Below are 17572 nucleotides of genomic sequence, written 5' to 3' on the forward strand. Positions count from 1 at the left end.
ATGATTGCTCGGGGGCGCTGGCGACCGGTAGAGTTCCGGTCTCTGGCGCCCTCGCTGCTTTTTCTTTCCATTCCAAGGCCCGCCCCTCCATGCAACAGCCCACGCCCTCGTCGCGTCCCACGCTGCGCGTGTCCGATGACCGCACCTTCGTCGAAACCGAAGCGGCACTCGACAAGGCCGGCCGTGTCGAGGAATTGATTCGCCTCTACGAGGGGCGCTCGCGCGATGTCGCCTCCGATGAAGCGGTGCGCCTGCTGTGCCGCGCCGCGGAGCTCGCGCATGATCGGCAGCGCAACACGCAGCGCGCGGAGGAATTGCTCAAGCGCGCGTTGCTGGTGGCGAAGGATCCAATCCCCGCGCTCCGAGGCCTGAAGCGGCTGCACGAGTCGCGGCAGGATGGCGCCGCGCTGGCGGACGTCCTGGAGCGGCTGGGCGGCGTCACGCAGGGCGAGGAGTGCGCGGGCCACTACCTGAAGGCGGCCGACGTCTACGAGCAGAAGTTGTTCCGGCGCGACCGCGCGGTGCTGTGTCTGCAGCGTGCGGCGCGCGCGAAGCCGGACCGCGCCACCTTCCGGCGCGTGCGTCAGTTGTTGTTGTCGGAAGAGCGCTTCCAGCCGGCCTTCGAGGCTCTGGAGCGCGAGCGCGCGGCGCTGGGGGACGCGGGCATGGCGGAGGAGTACGCCGCGCTCGCCGAGCGGCTGGTGGACGACCCCACTGAGCATGAACTGGCGCAGCGGGTGGTGGATGTCGCCCAGGCGTTGGAGCCGCAGAACGCGCGGCTGGAGAAGGCCGCGCGCGCGTTGCAGCGCTTCGAGCACACGTGGCGTGACCGCGTGCGAATGCTGCGCAGCATGTCGCTGGAGGAGCGCGACCGGAAGAGCGCGGCGCGCCTGTCGCTGCTCGTGGCGAAGCTCTTCGCCTGGTACGACCCGGGCGCGGCTGCGAAGGTGAAGGAGGCGCTGGACCGCTGCTTCCTGCTGTGGCCGGGCATGCCCGAAGGGCTGTCGCTCATCGAGAAGCTGACGGTGCGCTCGGGCGGTGATTTCGCGCCAGCGATCGAGCAGATCGAGGCGATGGCGGGCGAGGTGAAGGACCGCACCGCGCAGGTGGACCTGTGGCTGCGCGTGGGCACGCTGCGCCTTGGCCGGATGAACGACGCGGACGGCGCGCTGGCGGCCTTCGAGAAGGCCGTGGCGGCGGACCCGTCCCGCGCGGACGCGGCCAGCCTGACGGCCGAGCAGCTCCTGGAGAAGGGCCGGGCTCCGGAAGCCGTCGCGGTGCTGGAGCGCTACCTGGGCACGGTGAAGGACCGTTCCACCCAGGCGGGCATGCGGCTGCGGCTGGCGGACCTGTTCCTGACGCAGCTCAAGGACGCGGACGCCGCGCGTGAGCACCTGGAAGCGGCGCTGAAGCTGGACCCCACGCAGGCGTTGGCGGCCTTCCAACTGGCGCGGCTGTTGGCCGAGGACGACGAGCTGGAAGCGGTGGTTCCGCTGCTGGACCTGGCCCTGCTGGCGCCGCGTCCGCGCCCGGAGCGGGTGGCCTTCTGCGAAGCGCTCGCGCTGATGTTCGAGGAGAAGGACGACGCACGCGGGGCCTTCGAGGTGCTGTCGCGCGCCCTGGAGCTGGAGCCGGGCCGTCCGTTGCTGTTGGGCACGGTGGTGGAGCACGCGGAGAAGGCCCAGGCGCAGCCCGCGCTGGCGCTGGCGCTGCAACGCGCGGCGGAAGCGGCGCCGGTGGCGGAGGTGGCGGCCACGATCTGGCGGCAGCTGGCCCAGTTGCTCCAGGGCCCCCTGGCGGACCCGTCGCGCGCGGAGGCCGCATGGCGGGAAGTGCTGGCGCGTGCGCCGGGTGATGCGGCTGCCGTGGAGGCGGTGAAGTCGCTGCAGGCGGCCGCGGCGCTCGCGGACGACCCGAAGGCGCGGCTGGAGGCAGACGTGTCCCGGCGCGAGGCGGCCGGCGCGGCGCCCGAGGAGCTGGAGCCATTGGTGCGCCAGTTGGTGCAGCTCGCACCAGAGGATGCGGCGGGCGTGCAGCGACTGCAGGCGCTGTGCGTGGCCCAGTCGAAGTTCGACGAGGCGGCGGCGCTCGCGGGGCGGTTGGCGGGCCTGGCGGAGACGCAGCTGGAGCGCAACGAGTGGACGGCGCGCCAGGCGAAGCTGTACGCCGAGCGGCTGGGGCGTCAGGAGGACGCGACGGACCTGTTCCTCGGCCTGCTCTCCGAGAACGTCTCCACCGGCGTGGTGGTGGGCGGACTGGAGCGGCTGGCGGCGGCGGGCATTCGCACGGCGGAGGTGACGGAGGCGCTGGCGGCGCACTACGGGCGCAGCGGCGACCACCAGCGGCAGGTGGCGGCGCTCCAGCAGCAGTTGGAGGTGACGACGGAGCCCACGGCCCGCAAGCGCCTCTTCTCGTTGCTGGCCAGCATCCATGAGAAGCAGCTCGCGGACAGCCGCGCGGCCTTTGACGTCCAGGTGCGCGCGCTGCGCGAGGACGCGAAGGACGAGGGCTCCCGCGCGGAGTCGCTGAGGCTGGCCAGGGACTTGTCCGCGCACGCGGAACTGGGGCGTGTGCTGCGCACGCTGGCCTCCGAGTCCGAGGACCCCGCGGTGGCCGTGCCGTTGCTGCTCGAGGCCGCGAGCCTGGCGGAAGAGGGCGCGCTCGCCGCAGAGGCCATCGCGGCGCTGGAAGCGGCGGTGACCCGTGCGCCCGAGTCGAACGCGGTGCTGCAGCGGCTGGTGCGTCTGTACGGACGCGCGGGCCGGTCCGCGGACGCGGAAGGACTGCTGCGCAAGCGCATCCAGGGCGCGCGTGGGCAGGAGCGGCTGGAGCTGCTGCTTCAGCTGGTGGACCTCAACTCGGAGCTGGGACGCGATGCGCAGGCGGCCGAGGCGCTGCAGTCCGCGCTTTCGCACGGCGCCGAGGAAGGCCGGCATCTGCCGCGCCTGGCGGAGCTGTACGAGAAGGCGGGCCGGACGCGCGAGCTGGGAGACACGCTGGCGCGGATGATTGCGCTGGCCGAGTCCGCGGGTGACGCGGACAGAGTGGCGCGGCTGAAGCTGCGTCGTGCGCACCTGCTGCAGGAGTCGCAGGACGGCAGCGCGGAGGCGGTGCAGAGCTTCGCGGACATCCTGCTCCAGCGCCCCACGGACCCGGATGCGTTGGCGGCGCTGGAGGCCATGCTCGCCTCGGGCCCGGCGCGCGAGGCCGCTGCGCGTGTGCTGGTGCCTGCCTTCGAGCGCACCAAGGACCACCGCAAGCTGGTGGCCACGTTGGATGTTCTGGCGGAAGTGGCGAAGGACGACGCCGCGCGAGTGCAGGCGCTGCGACACGCGGCGCAGGTGCACCTGACGCACCTGCGGCAGCCGGAGCTGGCCTTCGCGGCGTTGGCGCGCGCACTGCGCCTGGCGCCCGGTGACGCGGGGCTGCGCTCGTCGGCACGGCAGGCGGCGGAGGACGCGGACTCGCTGGACAGCTACGCGGAGATCATCGCGGAGCTGGCGGAGGAAGGGGACATCGGCACCGCGCGACTGGCGCTGCTGCGCGAGCTGGCCGAGGTGCAGGAGAAGAAGCTGGACGACAAGGCCGGCGCGGTGAAGGCGCTGCGCGACCTGCTGGCCATCGAGCCGGGCAACCTGGACTGCCTGCGCGCCCTTCAGCGGTTGCATCGCGCGGGGGAGGAATGGGCAGCGCTCGCCGAGGTGCTGGAGAAGCTGGCCGCGGCGTCGCCGGAGCCCGCCGAGCAACTGGCCTTCTTGCGCGAGGCGGCGCTGCTGCACGAGACGAAGTTGATGGACAAGGAGAGCGCCGCGGACGCCTGGCGCGTCATTGCGGAGCGCGACCCGGCGAGCCGTGAAGCCGCGGCGACCCTGGACCGGCTCTACACCGAGAGTGGCCGTCACTCGGACCTGGCCTGGGCGCTGGCGCTGCGCCGCAACCAGGAAGGGCAGAGCCCGCAGGGGCGTGAAGTCTCCTTCCGTCTGGCGGAACTCCAGCGCACGGTCCTGGATGACCCGAACGCGGCGCTGGGCCTCTACCGGAAGATTCTGGCCGAGGACTCGGGCCATCCCGGTGCGCGCGCGGCGCTCGAGGCCTGGGTGAAGGCAGCGGTGCCCGCGAGCGGCGCGGCGCTGGATGTGCTCGACCCGGTGCTGGTGCAGGTGGGCGACCACGCCCGCCGTGTGGCGCTGCGTGAAGCGCGGATGACTTCCGCGCTCACCGTGGAGAAGATCCTCCTCTCGGGAGAGGTTCGCCGCATCTACGAGCGCGACATGCTCCAGCCTTCGCTGGCGTTCATGTCCGCGGTGAAGTCCTTCGCGCAGGGATTGGACCGGGAAGGCGTGCAGCCGGACCTGGAGCGGCTGGCGCGCGAGACGGGCTCGCACGAGGTGCTGGCCGAAATCTACGAGACGGCGGCGACGGAGCTGAACGCGGGAGACCCCGCGGCGCTGGAACTGCTGCGGCGCTCGGCGGAGCTGCGTGAGTCGCTGGACCAGCCCGAAGAGGCCGCGCGGCTGTGGAAGAGCCTGCTGGCGGACGCGCCCCAGGACCGGCAGGCGCTGGAGGCCCTCTCCCGCCTGTACGAGAAGGGGCAGAACGCCAAGAGCCTGTCCGAGGTCTACACGCGCCAGGCGCAGCTCGCCACCGACCCGGAGGAGCGCGTGGGGCTGCTCCTCAAGGCGGGCGAGGCGTACGCGAACGCGGGTGAAGACGCGAAGGCCATCGAGACGTATCGCTCCGCGCTGGCGCTCCGGAAGGTGCCCGAGGGCCTGCTCGCGCTGGAGAAGCTCTACGCGAAGTCTCGGCGCTTCGTGGAGCAGGCGGACGTGCTGGACCAGCTCGCGGATGGCGCCGCGGATGAAGGCGCACGGCGCAACTGGCTGCTGAAGCGCGCCCAGCTCCTGGAGAAGGAAGTGGGGCCGGCGGAGTCTCTGCCGGTGTACCGGCGTCTGCTGGAGCTGGCGCCTGGAGACGGACAGGTGGTGGCGGGCCTGGAGCGGCTGATGGCGCACGAGGCGCCTCGCTCCGAAGCGGCGCGCCTGCTGGAGCCTGTCTACCGTGGCGTCAACGACACCCGGAAGCTGGTGGACGTACTCGAGGTGCTGCTGCCGGGCGTGGCGCCCGAGCGGCGGCTGGAGCACCTCCAGGAGATCGCCACCCTGCGCGAGGCACTGGGGCAGACGTCGCTCGCCTTCGTCGCACGCCTGCGCGCCTTCAACGAGGCGCCGCAGGAGGCCGCGGTGCGCGACGAGCTGGAGCGGCTCGCGGCCGACTCCGGTGCGTTCGAGGAGGTGGCGGCGGCCTACGAAGACCAACTGGAGCGCGGCGCGCAGGAACCGCTCGCCGGTGACTTGTGGCGACGCCTGGCGGGCATCTACGACAACCGCCTCAAGCGTTACGACCTGGCCGTCCGTGCGATGGAGGAGATGTCGCGCAGGGACCCGAAGAACAAGTCGGTGTTGGACGCCATCGCCCGGGTCCACCGCCGCACAGGCGCGCACCGCGAGCTGGCGCTCATCATGCGCCGTCAGGTGGCGGCCGAGGCGAACCCGTCCTCGCAGGTGAACCTGCTCTTCGAGCTGGCCCACCTGGCCGAGGAGACGCTGGCGGACAAGTCGCTGGCGGCGCAGTCGTACCGGGAAATCCTCGGCCTGCGGCCGGAGAACGCCAACGCGCTGAAGCTACTGGGGCGGGTGCTCGCGGAGATGGAGCGCTGGCCGGAGCTGGCGCAGCACATCGAGCGGGAAATCCAGCTCGCGGACGAGCGCGGCGCCCAGGAAGAGGCGTCCGACCTTCGAGTGCGCTTGGGCCGGCTGAAGGTGTCGCGTCTGGACGACCCGCGCGGCGCACTGGAGCTGTACCAGGCCGTGCTGGCGCGCCGGGAGGGACATGCCGGCGCGGTGGGCGCGCTGGAGGAGATGGCGCGCTCGGAGAGCCCGCTGCGTGGCGCCGCGGCCAGTGCGCTGGAGCCCGTCTTCGCCTCGGTGGGCAACCACCTGAAGCAGGTGGAGATGCTGGAGTCCCGTGCCTCGGCGGAGGCCGTGCCGCAGGAGCGCGCCGCGCTGCTGCGCCGCATCGCGGAAATCTACGCCGGCTCGCTCGAGAACGCGGAGATGGGCTTCCTGGCCGCCACGCGTGCGCTGCGCGAGCTGCCGGATGACCTGCGCTCGTTGGAGTTGTGCGTCGCGCTGGTGGACAAGGCAGAGGCGCCCGAGGAACTGGCCGCCATCCTGACGGAGGTGGTGGGCAAGGCGGGGGATGCGTCCCGCGCCGAGCTGTACCGCGCGCTGGCCCGCATCCAGACGGACCTGGGCGAGCCCTCCGAGGCGCTGGTGTCGTGGAAGCGCGTGCTGGAGTTGCGGCCCACGGACACCGAAGCGCTGGATGGCACCGTGCGACTGGTGGCGTCGCAGGGCAAGCCCACGGAGCTGCTGGAGGTGCTGCGCCGGCAGCTCGCGGTGGCGGAGGACCCGGTGCGTCGCGCCGCGGTGCTCTTCCAGATGGGCACGCTGCAGGAGGAGCAGCTCAACGACGCGCTGGGCGCGCTGGCCACTTTCCGGCGCCTGCTGGAACTCAAGCCGGACGACCTGCCCACGCTGGAGCGCATGGAGGCGCTCTGCCAGAAGCAGGAGCGTTGGCCGGAGCTGGCGGACGCACTGGCTCGCCGCATCGCGCTGATTTCCACGGAGGAGGGACTGGAACTGAAGTTCCGTCTGGCCATCGTGCGTGAGTCGCGGCTGCTGGACCGCACAGGCGCGCTGGCGCTGTACGGCGAGGTGCTGTCCGTGCAGGCCAACCATGCGGGCGCGGTGGGCCGCATGGAGGCGCTGGTGACCCGCGAGCCGCAGAACCTGCTTGCGGTGGAGACGTTGCTACGCGCCCTCCGCGCCAGCGGCGACATCACGCGTCTGGCGCAGGTCATCGAGACGCGTGTGGGCGTGTCGGGCGACGCATTCGAGCGCAAGGCGCTCCTGGGCGAGCTGGCCACGCTGCGGGAGTCCCAGGAGGAGTCGGAGCTGGCCTTCCTGGCCCTCTTCCGCGCCTTCAAGGAAGACCCGAACGACGCCGCCGTCCGTGCTCGGCTGGAGAACGCGGCGGATGCGTCCGCCAGCTATGACGAGCTGCTGGCCGCGTACGAGGAAGCGCTGCCGCGCGTGGCCGAGGCCGCGGATGCCGCGCAGGTCTGCCTCCGGTTGGGCCAGATGCTGGAGACGAAGCTGCGCGACTCGGACCGCGCCGTCTCCTACTACGAGCGCGCGCGCACGCTGCACCCCACGGTGCAGGAGCCGTCGCTGGTGGCGTTGGACAGGCTGTACCTCCAACTGGAGGCCTGGCCGGAGCTGGCGGGCATCTTGGAGGCCCTGGTCGCTGGCGTGACGGAGCCCTCGGAGCGGGTGGGTTACTTGTTCCGCCTGGGCCAGCTCTACCAGGAGCGGCTGGACAGCCCGGACCGCGCGGCGGGTGCCTACGAAGGCATCCTGGCGTTGGACCCGGAGCACCTCGCGTCGGCGCGGCTGTTGGAGGGCATCTACGAGTCGGCAGGCGCGTCGGAGAAGCTCTACGGCATCCTGAAGCTCCAGGCGGAGAAGGTGTCGGGCGCCGAGCGCGATCGCGTGCTGGCGAAGATGGCACAGGTCTCCGCCGAAGGACTGGCGGACCTGGGCGGGTCCATCGAGCTGTACCGCGAGCTGCTGGCGAAGAACGCGCGCAACGAGCAGGCGTTCTCCGCGCTGGAGTCTCTCTACGAGCGCGCCGACCGGCCGCAGGACCTGCGTGAGCTGCTGGAGGGCCGGCTGGCGGTGACGCTGGACCCCCGCGAGGTCGTGCGGCTCAATGAACGCCTGGGCCGCGTCGTGTACCGCCTGCTGAAGCAGCCGGAACAGGCCGTGCCGTTCTTCAAGGCCGCGCTGGACCGGGATGCACGTCACCGCGGCGTGCTCGACACGCTGCGCGAGCTTTACGACGAGACGGGCCAGCGTGAAGAGTTGGTGGGCGTGCTGCGCCGGCTGATTCCTCTTCAGGAGAGCAGCGACGGCGTGAAGGCGCTGCGTCTGCGCCTGGCGGAAGTGCTCGCCGGCATGGGCCGCCGCGAGGAGTCCCTGGACGCCGCCCGACGCGCGCTGGAAGTGGAGCCGCACCAGGTTCCCGAGCTGGACCGCGTGCACGAGCTCTTCGTCTCACTGCGTGCGTGGAACGACGCGGTGCGCGCGCTGGAGCTGAAGGTGCAGGTGCACCTCCTGACGGAGGAGCGTGAGCAGGCGGTCGCTGCTTACTTCGCGGTGGCGGACCTGTGGGTGGGGCAGGGCGGCAAGCCCGAGCTGTCCTCGGGCGCGCTGGAGAAGGTGCTCGAGCTGGACCCCGCCAACCGCACCGCCTACGAGCGTGCGTGCGACCTGTACCGGACGCACAACGACTGGCGTGCGTACGCCCAGGTGATGGACCGATACATGCCCCACCTCGTCACGGACGAGGAGAAGCTGGCCGCGCTGCGCGAGCTGGCCCGGGTGCAGGAAGCGCGACTGGGACAGAAGGACGTGGCCTTCCTGGCGCTGTGCCGCGCGCTCCAGTTGGACGCGTCGGACGACACGCTGCGCGAGGAGGTGGAGCGGCTGGCCGACGAGACGGGCAGCCACGAGGAGCTGGCCGCCGTCTACGAGGAGGTCGCCGACGATCTGCCGCGCGGCGCCCTGGCCGAGCGGCTCTACGCGACGCTGGCGCGCGTCCACGACACGCACCTGGATGACCCGCAGGCGGCGGAAGCGGCGTTCCGGAAGATTCTCGAGTTCGACCCGACCAACGCCACCGCGCTGGATGGGCTCGCCGCGGTGTTCCTGCGGCGTGGCCGTCAGCGTGAGTACGTGGTGGCGCTGGAGCAGAAGTTGGAGGCCGCCGGCTCCATCGAGCAGCGCAAGGGCATCCTCCGCGAGATTGCCCGCGTCTGGGACGAGCAACTGGAGGACCCCGTCGAGTCCGCCAGCGCGCTGCTGCGTGCGTTGGAGCTCGAGCCCGACGCGGAGACGCTCGGCGTGCTCACCGCGCTCTACCGTCGTCAGCGGTCGTGGCCGGACGTGGCGTCCACGCTGCTGCGGGCCCGGGACCTGGCGGACAGCATCGAGGAGCGCGCGCGCATCCAGGTGGAGGTGGCGGGCGTCTACGAGCGTGACATCGGCGACGACGAGTCGGCGGTGGCCGCGTACCGGCAGGCGCTGGAGTTCGACCCCGTCAACCGCGAGGCGCTGGATTCGCTGGAGCGGCTCCACACGCGGTTGGACCACCCGGCGGACCTGCTCGCCATCTACGAGCGGATGCTGGAGCTGAGCGAGGACTGGCGCGAGAAGATCCGCGTCCTCTTCCGCAGCGCGACCATCTGGGAGGACAAGTACCAGAACCCGGCGAACGCGGACGTCTGCGTGGAGAGCGTGCTCTCCATCGATCCGCAGAACGTCCAGGCCATCAAGACGCTCATCCGGCTGCGCCGGGCGCAGGCGCGGTGGGAGGACCTCATCGCGGCGTACGAGCGGCAGCTCGCGCTGGCCGTCAGCCCGCAGGAGCAGGCCGAGCTCTACGTGGACATCGGCAACGTCCAGTACCAGCAGCTCAAGGCGCTGGACCGCGCGGTGAACAACTACCACGCGGCGCTCGCGGTGGACGCTGAGTGCCGTCCGGCGTTGCACGCGCTGGGCACGATGTACGAGCGCAGCGGCAACTGGCCCTTCGCGTTGGAGATGCTGTCGAAGGAGGCGGAGCTCGCCGGGCAGTCAAAGGACGCGGTGGAGCTGTACTACCGCCTGGGCAAGATCAACGAGGACATGCTGATGGACACGGGCAGCGCCCGGACCGCCTATCAGCAGGCACTCGCGGTGGACCCCGGCCACCTGCCCAGCATCCGCGCCCTCAAGGGCATCCAGGAGCAGGAGAAGGACTGGAGCGGCTACGAGCAGACCCTGCGTCAGGAGGCGGAGCAGACCGAGGACCCGGCCGCCAAGGGCCGCGCGTTGCTGGACGTCGCGCGCTACCACGCGGAGACGCGCGAGGACCGGGACACCGCCACCGGCTACTGGCAGGAAGCGCTGAAGCACATCCCGGACAGCCTGGAGGCCGCGCGCCCGCTGTCGGACGTGTACATCGCGCACGAGGACTGGGCCTCCGGCGAGCGGATGCTGGACATCGTCACGCGGAAGATGGCGGAGATGGCGGTGGCGGACAAGGACTCTGTCTCCGCCGCGGACCTCTGCCGTCAGCTCTACCGTCTGGGCTACGTGGCGGAGAAGCTGGGCAAGCGTGACAAGGCGCTGGGCTGCTACGAGAAGGCCTACGAACTGGATGCCACGTACCTGCCCGCGCTGGAGGGGTACGGCAACCTGCTGGTGCAGACGCGCCGCTACGAAGGCGCGCTCAAGGTCTTCCAGACCATCCTCATCCACCACCGCGAGGAGCTGACGGACCTGGAGGTGGTGGAGGTGTACTGGCAGCTCGGCGACATCCACGCCGCGCTGAGCCAGACGGACCGCGCGCAGAACCACTTCGAGAAGGCGCTGGCCATCGACCCGGGCCACGAGCCGACGCTGCGCGCGTTGGTGGCGCTCCTGGAGAAGCAGGGCCAGTACGAGAAGTCCGCCGAGCTGCGGCAGCAGTTGGTGGGTGTGCTGGAGGGCGAGGCCCGCGCGAAGGTGTGCCTGGAGCTGGGCCGCATCGCGCGTGACGAACTGCACGACCCGTACATGGCCATTGACGCCTTCACCAACGCGCTCAAGTCCCAGCCGGACGCGCCGGAGGTGATGGACCAGCTCTACGTGCTGCTGCGCGAGACGCGTCAGGGCCAGAAGGCGGCGGACGTGCTGGCTCGCATGCTGGCGCTCCCCGCGCTGGGCCTGGAGCCGCACAAGGCCAAGCGTGTCTGGTTCGCGCTGGGCGAGCTGCGCCGCGATGACCTGAAGGACGTGGAGGGCGCCACCGAGGCCTTCAACGCCGCTCTGGACCTGGACCCGCGCTTCGTGGAGGCCTTCAGCGCACTGGAGGCGATGCTCGGCGCGGCGCGCCAGTGGAAGCAACTGGAGGAGAACTACACGAAGATGCTGGGCCGGCTGCCCAAGACGCCGGAGACGCACGTGGCGCGCATGGCGCTGTGGCGCGCGCTCGGCGACCTGTACCTCCAGGTGCTCAAGCACCCGGAAGGCGCGGTGGCCGCGTACGGCGTGGCTGCCAAGGGCCTGCCCGACGACGCGGCGGTGCAGGAGGCCTTCGCGGACCTCGCCGGACAGATGCCGGGCCGGGAGGACGAAGCCATTGCCGCGCTCCGCCGCGCGCTGCCGAACACGACGGACCCGCGCAAGGTGGTGGGCGCGTTGGTGCGTCTGTCCGCGCTGCGCAAGAACTACGACGGCGCCTGGCTCGCCGCTCAGGCGGTGTCCGGCCTGCTGGGCGAGGCAGGGGAGGACGAGCAGGAGATCCTCACCAAGCTGGGGCCCTACGCGAAGAACAAGGAGAAGGTGGAGCCGCGGCCGTTGAACGACCAGCTGTGGCACAACCACCTGTTCCACCCGAAGGCGCGCGGCCCGCTGGCGGAGCTGCTGGGCCTCCTCTTCGCGAAGGTGGGGCACCTGTACGCGGTGCCGTCCCAGCAGTACCAACTGGTGCCCAAGCGCCACCGCATCGACGTGGCCAGTGCGCCCGAGTACCACGTCCACCACTACCGGTATGTGGCGCGCGTGCTGGGCATGGAGGCGGTGGAGCTGTACTCGCCCTTCCTCGTGGCGACGCGCGAGCGGATGGCGAAGCGCTCCAACGAGCCGGCGCCCGAGCCGCTCATCAACGTGGAGTTGCTCCAGACGCACCCGGCCTCGCTGCGAGTGGGCGGCAAGTACTTCGCGGAGCAGGGCCAGAAGGAGGTCTATTACCTCCTGGGCCGCACCCTGGCGCTGGCGCGCTCCGAGCTGGCCTTCAGTCAGCGCGTGGCCCCCGAGCGGTTGGAGGCCATCCTCCAGGCGGCGCTGAGCCTCGTCGTGGGCAACGTGCGCATCGCGGAAGCGCAGCACCTGGTGGAGCCGGAGCGTCGGCTGCTGGAGCGGAGCCTCAACGAGCCGGACCGCGCGGCGCTGGCGAAGGCGGCGCGTGCGTGGTTGCCCACCGCGACGCCGCAGGCCGTGCGGCAGTACCTGGAGGGCGCGGAGCTGACCGCGGCGCGGGCGGGCCTGCTCGCTGCGGGAGAGATGGAGCCGGTGCGCCGAATGGTGCAGGGCGAGACAGGCTCCGCCTTCCGCGTCCCGGTGCGTAACAAGCTGCGGGAACTGTTGGTGTTCGCCACCTCCGAGGACCTGCACGAGCTGCGCGTCGCTGTGGGTACGCACGTGGAGGTACAGGTGCGCAGGTAGGGACAGACCCCGACGTGGGGGTCGTGCGTTAAAAGGCAGGCGGGCGGACTTGGCTCCGAACCTTGACCCCTCCGTCTGCCACTTCTACGATTCAGGCGGGATTTCTCCCGTCATTTCCGAGGCTTACGGGAACGATGCGTTTCGTCTGCGACAGCTGCCGCGCGCAGTACATGATCAGCGACGACAAGATTGGCCCCAAAGGGGTCAAGGTTCGTTGCAAGAAGTGCGGCCACACCATCACCGTGCGTCCCGCTGGCGCGACGGCCGCGAAGGACTCCGCGTCTGAGTCTTCGACCTCCGAGGCCTCCGCCTCGACTGACGTAGGGAAGGGGAGTGACGCCTCCGCCGCCACGATGCCGGCGACGTTGGGCACGCCGCCCGAAGGCGGTCTCTTCACCGACGTGGAAGAGGACGAGATTGGCGCCGTCTTCGACCAGGTGCTGAGTTCCGGCACGCAGAAGATTCCCACCGAGGCCGCGAACGAAGCCGCCGCGCGCGAAGCGTCCGCGGAGAACGTGCGCAAGCTGGCCGAAGCGGAGGCCGAGCCGGACAAGGAAGAAGCCAAGGCCAACGCGGCGGCGCACGAGTGGTACGTGGCCATCGACGAGAAGCAGGTCGGCCCCTTCAATGTCGAGAAGGTCAAGGACCTGTGGGACCGCGGCGAGGTGGGCCCGGACAGCCTCTGCTGGCGCTCGGGCTTCAGTGATTGGATTCCGTTGTCGGAGACGGCGGAGCTGGCGTCCGTGCTGGCGCCGCGGCCCTCCAAGCCCGTCATCGTCGCGCCCGAGCCGGTGTCCGGTTCGACGCCCACGGTGTCCTCAGGCCCCGTGCAGTCCGCCTTCAGCGCGGGCAAGGGGGCGCGTGGTGATTCCGGGCCTGCGGGCGCTTCTGAGGAGGCCGTGGGCTGGAAGCCGTCCGCGGCCAGCGTGCTGGCCTCGCTGGTGAAGGAAGAGAACGACGCGCTGTCGAAGCCGCCTCCGACGCCCGCGCCCGCGCTGGGCCGGGAGCCGGTGTCGCAGTCGCGACTGCTGGACGTGCCCATGCCGCCGCCGGAGCCGGTGTCCTCGCCGTCCCTGCGGGGCGCGGAAGTGCCGATGGCGCAGCCCATGGCCTCGCCCATGCCGTATGGGCAGCAGCCCATGCAGCAGTATCCGCAGCCGGCGCCCATGCCGTATGGGCATCAGCCGGGGCCGCAGTATGCGCAGCCCATGCCCGCGCCGTACCCGCCGCAGCCGAGCTACCCGGCCGCCTATCCGCCGCCGGGTGGGGGCAAGGGCAAGACGGGGCTCTTCGTTGGCATTGCCGCGGGGCTGCTCCTGGTCGGTGGTGGCGCCGCGGCGCTCTTCCTGAAGGGTGAGTCTGGCGCGGACGCGGCACCGGCGAATCCCCCGGTCGTCGCGGCGGCACCCGTGGCCACGCCGACGCCGTCCCCCAGCAATCCTCCGCCTCCTCAGGCGAACACGGCCCCCACGGCGGCCGCTCAGCCGCCCGTGAATCCCGCGACGCCGCCCACGGAGGTCGCTGCGGCGCCGGTGAACACGCCTCCGCCGGAGACGCCGCCCACGGCCGTCGCGGCGGCGCCCGTGGCCACGCCGACGCCGCCTCCGGTTGAAACGCCGAAGCCTGCGGAGACGGCGGTGGCGAAGGCTGAGCGGCCCACGAATCGACGCACCTCGTCGTCGTCGCGCCGGGAGGACCCGGAGCCTCGCACGTCCGCGCCGGCGCGTGCGGAGCGGCCCTCGTCGAGCGATTCGGATGATGACTTCGACGAGCTCTTCGGCACGAAGAAGTCGGCGCCGGAGGCGAAGCCGTCGTCGGCGCGTCCGACGGCCTACGTCCCTCCTGAGCCTGGGGGCGGGGTTCCGGACCGGCTGCAGCAGTCGGACATCATGGCGGTGGTGCTGGCCAACAAGCCGGCCATCATCAAGTGCGTCAACGAGCAGAAGAAGAAGGACCCGTCGTTGAGCGGCAAGCTGGTGATGCGCTGGACCATCCAGACGAGTGGCAAGACGAGCGCGGTGTCGTGCCGCACGGATGAGTTCCGCACCACCTACATGGCGAGCTGCATTTCCGGGCTCATCAAGAGCTGGTCCTTCCCGCGTCACAAGCGGCAGGGCGAGCCCATCGACTTCCCGTTCACCTTCTGAAAGGTGGGGAGCGTCCACTGAGGCTATCGCGACATGAACGTCGCGATGGCCTCCGCTCCCGCTGTCTGCTTGCGCGAAGGGTGAATTTCGTGGCCGAGCAGCCGTCCAGGTGGCGTCGACACTCGTTGACACGTCCGGACGGGGGGGACTAAGCCTCACTTGCTCGCATGGTTGTTGGGGCCTGTAGTCAGTGGCCGGAGGCCCCCCGGGCGGCGTTCCAAACAAGAGGAAATCTCAACATGCAGCTTCGCAAGATGATGTTGGTGCTCACTGCGCTTGGCGCGATGAGCGGTCTCATGGCTGGTTGCGGTGACGACTCAACGTCCCCGGGCGCGTGCACCAGCAACGACGAGTGCGGTGAGTCGGAAATCTGTCACCCGACCGCCCAAGTCTGCGTGCAGACCTGTAACTCTGGTTCGGACTGCCCCTCCACGGCGAAGACCTGCGCCCCGCTGGGCGGCACGGGTCCCAGCGCCACCACGAACATCTGCCAGTGCTCCACGGATGTGCTCTGCAACGGTGGCACGGACTCTGAGTCCACGGGCCTGGTCTGCTCCAACCTGGACAACGTCTGCGTGACGGCCTGTTCGACCGACGCCCAGTGCTCCGGCGACCGGACCTGCAACACGACCACTGGCCAGTGCGAAGAGGGTGACACAGAGCCCGTGCCCGGTGAGAGCTGCACCGGTGAGGGCCGCTCCACCTGTGGCTACGGTCTGATCTGCACCAGCAGCACCTGCTCCGAGCCGCCCGCTCCGACGTGCCAGAACTACACCGCGTACCCCAACAAGGCAGCGGACGTCGGCACCACCGGCCCCATCATCTATGACATGGCGACCGTCAATGCGGTGGCGGGCACGACCGCTTGGTGTCCGGGGGCGAAGCGGCTGCGTCTGTCTGTTTCTGCGTACACCGATGCTGCGTCGCCGTTCCCTCAGACCGCTCCGGAACTGGGCAGCTTCTACTACGTGAGGACGGATGGATCGCGAATCAACGCAGTCATCAGCAATGGGGCGAATGACTACGTCATCACTCAGAACGGTACCCGCGCTGACATCATCGTCAACCTGTGTGTTCCGGCTGACAGCACCACCACTTTGGTTGGCTACCACTTCGGTGACGGCAACTTCTTCTGCTTCCGGTCGAACTACTAGGACTTGATTGCGGACTCCCCGGAGCTTTGGGTGTGGTGGGCGATTCGCAGCATGCTCACAGCACGGGCCACGATGAATCTTCTTCGCGCTCGACCGTCTCATCATGGGAGCGCGGATAGTTCGGCGTCTTGATAAGGAGAGAACATGCGGTACACCAAACTGATTCGGACGATGACTCTCGGGCTGGCCCTGGCTGCCCCGACGGCGATGGCCAACGATGTCGCTGTCAAGCTGAAGTGCCCGGCCGGCGCGACCCAGGTCGGTACGAAGGCTGAAGGCCTGTCCTGCGCGAAGATTGATGCGGCGCAGGGGACCCAGGTCGCGCATGGCGAGTACGTCGCGTTCCACCCGAACGGGGTGAAGGCGGCGCAGGGGCAGTTCGAGAATGGGTTGAAGGTGGGCGTCTGGACCTTCTTCGACGCCGCTGGAAACAAGCGGGGAACCACTGAGTTCAAGGATGGCGGGTGGGATGGCAAGCGCACCGCTTACTTCTCCAACGGCAAGCCCCAGCGCATTGAAGAGTACAAGAGCGGCAGGAAGCATGGTTTGACGCAGGAGCTGTCCAAGGACGGCAAGGTCGTCAGCAAGGCTCACTACGACCACAACCGCCTCGTCTCTGCTCAGTAGGCAGGTGACTTCATTGCGGTAACAAGGGCCTCTCCTTTTGGAGAGGCCCTTTGTTTTTGAGGCCTTCCCCAGCCGGGTCGACTCAGTTAGGAAGTTGCGTGTGAAGCCCCCCTCCCTTGCCCCTGCCTTGCCCGATATTCCCATCCGACCGGTGGGGCAGATGGGCCTGCGCGAACTCGAACGGATCCGGCTAATCCTTCGGGGCGGCTCGGTCATCGACTGGCGGAGGATGTATTTTCAGACCCGGGACGAGGTAGACGCCTTTCTGCGACTGCTTCAACTGGATTTGTCCCAGTCCTTCGATGAGATCTGGGCGCGTCAGGTCCTCGCAGAGGCCGTCGAGTATCTCCGGAAGACGTTCAACTACCGCGTGTCCAATGTGGTGGCACAGCCGGAAGAGATTCATGACCTTTTCCTTTTTGCGTCGGGAGTAAAGGGCTCTTCCCGCCATCGGCGAATTGCATGCGTCGTCCTCAAGGTGATGCACGTTATTCAGCACATCGAAGGACGGGATTTGTTGTTCCGCCTGGCAATTTCAGAAGCCGAACTGGCGGAACTGGTGACTGCGAAGGTCTTGAGTGTCGCCACGGAGATGCAGGCCAAGGGATTGCCTGTCGTGGAGTTTGCTCACTCCATCAAGACGCAGGACTCACTCATCACGAAGTTGCTGGCAAAGAAGGAGACGGTTGCTGCGCAGGTATATGACCGGACTCGATTCCGTGTGGTGACAAAGCGGCGCGAGGACTTGCTTCCTGTTCTCTACTACCTCACCCAGCGCCTCTTCCCCTTTCACCTCGTCGTTCCAGGGCAGACGGAGAACACGCTGCTACCGTTCAAGCAGGTGCTCACTGAGAACCCTCATTTCGAGCAGTTCATATCCAAGCTGCAGCTCGACCGTGATTTCGAGGACCGGGAAGGTCCCGGCAAAAACATCTATTCGGGTAACTCGTATCGGGTGTTGAACTTTGTGGTGGATATTCCCGTTCGAATGGATGCGTATCTTCCTACCCCCGAAGAGGACGACCGTCAGCGCAAGGGGAGGATCGTTATTTCATTGGTTGAGTTCCAAATCGTCGACGAGGAGACGGCTCGGATTAATGAGATGGGAGAGAACTCTCACGATGCCTATAAGCGAAGGCAGAAGAAGCGAGTTCTCAAACGCCTGAGCCAAGGTCTTGTGGTCCCCAAGCGTCAAACGTAATGGCTCTCTGAATTCTGAACGGATGAAGCGGAGCACTCACGGCCAACTCCTACCAGGCCTTCGACCATGAGT

At 69.2% G+C, this 17572-nt stretch carries 5 protein-coding genes; all 5 read left to right on the forward strand.

The window, feature by feature from the left end; all coding sequences use genetic code 11:
• Positions 1-89: 89 nt before the first annotated feature.
• Positions 90-12371 carry a tetratricopeptide repeat protein gene (locus FL344_RS07005; protein WP_141617977.1) on the forward strand — a complete coding sequence of 4094 codons (12282 nt, stop codon included), beginning with the start codon at positions 90-92 and terminating at the stop codon, positions 12369-12371.
• Positions 12372-12505: 134 nt separating this feature from the next.
• Entirely contained in the window at positions 12506-14518 is a 2013-nt protein-coding gene (gltJ, locus tag FL344_RS07010; protein ID WP_141617978.1) for an adventurous gliding motility protein GltJ, read from the forward strand.
• Between the two features lie 239 nt (positions 14519-14757).
• Entirely contained in the window at positions 14758-15672 is a 915-nt protein-coding gene (locus FL344_RS07015) for a hypothetical protein (protein WP_228564843.1), read from the forward strand.
• Between the two features lie 144 nt (positions 15673-15816).
• Complete coding sequence (locus FL344_RS07020; protein ID WP_090493066.1) at positions 15817-16299, forward strand: toxin-antitoxin system YwqK family antitoxin; 483 nt, start codon at positions 15817-15819, stop codon at positions 16297-16299.
• A 100-nt stretch (positions 16300-16399) separates the two neighbouring features.
• Positions 16400-17500, forward strand: coding sequence for a TIGR04552 family protein (locus FL344_RS07025; protein ID WP_228564844.1), 1101 nt, complete (start codon positions 16400-16402; stop codon positions 17498-17500).
• Positions 17501-17572 lie beyond the last annotated feature (72 nt).

Source organism: Myxococcus sp. AB036A, assembly GCF_006547355.1.
In the GTDB taxonomy this organism is placed as follows: Bacteria; Myxococcota; Myxococcia; order Myxococcales; family Myxococcaceae; genus Myxococcus; species Myxococcus virescens.

Excerpts from the sequence above, each read along its gene's own strand:
- FL344_RS07020 (WP_090493066.1), top strand. The coding sequence starts at position 15,817 with ATGCGGTACACCAAACTGATTCGGACGATGACTCTCGGGCTGGCCCTG.
- gltJ (WP_141617978.1), top strand. The coding sequence starts at position 12,506 with ATGCGTTTCGTCTGCGACAGCTGCCGCGCGCAGTACATGATCAGCGAC.
- FL344_RS07005 (WP_141617977.1), top strand. The coding sequence starts at position 90 with ATGCAACAGCCCACGCCCTCGTCGCGTCCCACGCTGCGCGTGTCCGAT.
- FL344_RS07015 (WP_228564843.1), top strand. The coding sequence starts at position 14,758 with ATGCAGCTTCGCAAGATGATGTTGGTGCTCACTGCGCTTGGCGCGATG.